The organism is Frankia sp. CeRuru1 (assembly GCF_977966315.1).
The window spans coordinates 1-3,198 of sequence record NZ_CDWWEW010000490.1; the positions used below are offsets into that span (position 1 = coordinate 1).

3 protein-coding genes are annotated in these 3,198 nt (G+C 74.5%); 1 reads left to right on the forward strand and 2 read right to left on the reverse strand.

Annotated elements, in window-relative coordinates; translation table 11 throughout:
- Positions 1-273 precede the first annotated feature (273 nt).
- On the forward strand, positions 274-1,461 hold the full coding sequence (locus AC08OP_RS23225) for a hypothetical protein (protein WP_476616121.1): 1,188 nt from the start codon (positions 274-276) through the stop codon (positions 1,459-1,461).
- 10 nt (positions 1,462-1,471) lie between these two features.
- On the opposite strand, the gene AC08OP_RS23230 is transcribed toward AC08OP_RS23225, so the two are convergent.
- Both AC08OP_RS23230 and AC08OP_RS23235 read right to left on the reverse strand, forming a co-directional pair.
- Positions 1,472-2,062: a DUF7676 family protein gene (locus AC08OP_RS23230; RefSeq protein WP_476616122.1), complete on the reverse strand. Its 591-nt coding sequence runs from the start codon at positions 2,060-2,062 to the stop codon at positions 1,472-1,474.
- On the reverse strand, positions 2,059-3,198 hold a 1,140-nt coding region (locus AC08OP_RS23235), incomplete at its 5' end, for a (2Fe-2S)-binding protein (protein ID WP_476616123.1). The genes AC08OP_RS23235 and AC08OP_RS23230, both read right to left, overlap by 4 nt.

Sequence of the window (3,198 nt, forward strand, 5' to 3'; positions counted from 1 at the left end):
CCCTCGCTCAGCACTTTCCGTGAGCGCTTACTCTCCGCGATCACCCCTGTCTATTCGGTACCAGCCTACGCAATTCTCTCGGCTGGCGCGCCGCACGCGCGTTGGGCGTTCGGTGTCCCCACGGGGGGCGGGCGGGTGGCGTAGTGAGCGGCCATGGGCGCGCTTGCGCGCGGCAGGTCGACGATGCCGCGTCGGCCACGAGCTGACCGCCGTCGGGTCAGCGTCGTACCGATGTGGCCGCGGGCCGGATGCGTTTCCCGAGGGAAGGAAACCATGTCGGCTTTCACGACCAACGGCAGCCGGGTGGGCAGCGGGACGGGCACCGTCCGGACGACCGTTCTCGGCTACCCCCGGACCGGGCGGCACCGCGAGCTGACGACCGCGACCGAGGCCTACTGGGCGGGGCGGATCGACGCCGCGGAGCTGGAGCGCACGGCGGCGGCCCTGCGCGCCGAGGTCTGGGCCGAGCTCGCCGACGCCGGGCTCGACACCGTGCCGTCGAACACGTTCTCGTACTACGACCACATGCTGGATACCGCGGTGCTCTTCGGCGCGGTTCCCGCCCGCTACTGGCCGACCGGCGAGGGCGCGCGGGGCCGGTCCGCCGAGCTCGGCTCCTACTTCGCGATGGCGCGCGGCGCAGGCGGCGTGCCCGCACTGGAAAGGGCCAGGTGGTTCGCCACCAACTGCTTCTGCATCGTCCCCGAGCTCGACGAGGGCACCCGGTTCCGGCTGGCCGGTGACAAGCCGTTGCGCGAGTTCGCCGAGGCCAGGGCGATCGGGGTGACCACCCGGCCGGTCCTCGTCGGCCCGCTCACCTTCCTGCTGCTCGCCAAGGCCTCGGACGAGGCGGCGGCGTTCACGCCCCTCGACCTGCTCGGCGACCTGGTCGCCGCCTACGGCGAACTCCTGCGACAGCTGGCCGACGCGGGGGCCTCGTGGGTGCAGCTGGACGAGCCGGTGCTGACCCGGGACCTGTCCGCGCAGGAGCTGACCGCGCTGCGCCAGGCCTACCTCACGCTCGCCGCGGCCCCGTGGCGGCCGAAGATCCTGGTGGCGACCTCCTTCGGGGAGATCGGGCCGGCCCTGCCCGCCCTGGCGGACATCGGGGTGGAGGCGATCGGCCTGGACTTCGTCGCGGGCCCGGGCAACCTGGCGGCGCTGGCGGCTGTAGGCGGCCTCGGCTCGGCCACCGTCGTCGCCGGGGTCGTCGACGGGAGCACCGTCCGACGCACCAACCTGCGGGCGGCCCTGTCGACCTGCGCGACGCTGTTCGGGCTGGCGGGCCAGGTCGTGGTAAGCACGTCCTGCTCGCTGCTGCACCTGCCGCCTGACCTGGAAACCAGGCTCGACCCGCGGTCGGTCGACCGGACGGCGTCCGCGCGGCAGAAAGTCGACGAGGTCGTGCTGCTCGGGCGCATGCTTCGGGAAGGCCGCTCGGCTGGCGGGGAGAACCGCTGACAGCCGCCCCTCAGCCGTGCCGGAAGCCGGTGCCGGTGCGGTCGAGCGGGTCGGGCTCCAGCCCGAGGTGACGGGCCCGCAGCTCGTCCCAGACGTCGAGCTGACCGAAGTCCGGGCGCTCCCGCAGCCGCTGGTCCTCGGTGAGGAACGGGTTGGGCAGCAGGACGGTGATCAGCTGCTCGCCGATACCGTTGAACATCCGCAGGCCCCAGCTGACCGGCGCACCGGCGGCGTCGAGGCGGCGGTAGAGCTCGACGCGGGCGGCGCGGCGGATCCGGCCGAGTTCGGGGCCGCTGGCGGTGTGCTCGCCGATACAGAGGTGGAAATGCCAGGTGCCGAGGTCGACGGTGGCGTAGCCGTCCAGCATCGAGATCTTCCTGGCCGGGGCGGGGGCGGCGATCTCCCAGGCGGCGCCCTGCACGATGACCCCGAAGACGATGCGCCGCCAGTGGTCGGTGAACAGCGACGTCACGATGTCGAGCAGCGTGTCGGTGTCGGTCGGCAGCGCGAAGACGTGCAGCGTTCCGTTACCCAGTTCCTCGACCGTCCGGTATCCACTGGGTTCGCTGTCCGGGTGGGGCTCGAGGGATATCTCCGTCATGTCGCCTCCGTTGGTGTGGCCTTGGACGTGGTCGGGCGCGGGGAGCCGGCCCGCGCCCTGGCGGGCGCCGCAGCCCCGCCCCGCGCGGCCGCCACGGGCCGGGCGGCGAGGGGGCAGTCGCCGCAGGTTCCGCCGCCGGGCACCCGGTAGTACAGGCAGCAGCTCGTCCGGGTGACCGAACCGAGGTCGAGGCCGCCGGTCGTGGTCGTGGCGTGCGTGGTTGTGCCCGCCAGCGGCCCCAGTCCGAGCAGGTGTGCCGCGATGTGGTCGACGTCGCCACGGACCAGCGGACCGACTGGCTCCGCGCCGGGAAGCGGCTTCCCGGACCTGGCGAGGATCACCCGGACGGCGCCGACGAGCGCTGAGGCCGCGTTGCCCCACAACAGGCCGGTGGCGGTCCGCGTCTCGGCGTGGGTCGCGTCCACCAGCCGGGCCAGATGCCCGTCGACCACGGTCCCTGCCAGCAGCCTGGCCAGTTGGTCCGGGCTGGCGTCCGGGTCCGGGAGCCACCCACCGGGCTGTTCGACGACCAGCCTGACCGGCTGGCCCGGGACGGGGGCCACCCACAGGTCGTCGGCCCGCAGGTCCGGCACGACACCGCCGAGGGCGAGCGCGCCCAGGCTGACCGACCAGAGCCGGGCCGCGTAGCCGAGAATCAGCGTGGACGCGGCGACGCGCCGCTCCGCGGTGCCCAGCCGCTCGGCGAGCGCGTCGATCGCCCGGGCCAGCGGAGGACCCGCCTGGTAGAGCTCGCCTGCCGTCGAGGCCGTGGGGCCGTGCGGAACCTCGGGCTGCGAGGTCCACTCGTGATCGGCACCGTCACGGACGGCTATCGCGAAATAGGGGCCGATGGCGACGAGGCCCCGCAGCGCGCGCTCCACCGCCACCGGGTCCGCCCGCGCCACCCGCGCTTCGCTCCCGCCGGCCGGGGCCGCGGGGGTGCCGGGCGCCGCGGCCCGCGCCCGCGACCAGGCCGCGACGTCGCCGACCGCCGGCAGCGGCGTCAGCGCGCCGTCGGCCGCGCCGACGAATCCACCGGACCGGGTGTGCAGCACCTCGATGTCCGCCGGCCCCTCGGTGACCACTGTCCAGCCGTCCCTGGCGAGCAGCCGCCCCAGCGCGCCCCGCACGCCGCC

Bases quoted from the DNA above. Each gene is read 5' to 3' on its own strand.
- AC08OP_RS23225 (WP_476616121.1), top strand. From the start codon at position 274: ATGTCGGCTTTCACGACCAACGGCAGCCGGGTGGGCAGCGGGACGGGC.
- AC08OP_RS23230 (WP_476616122.1), bottom strand. From the start codon at position 2,062: ATGACGGAGATATCCCTCGAGCCCCACCCGGACAGCGAACCCAGTGGA.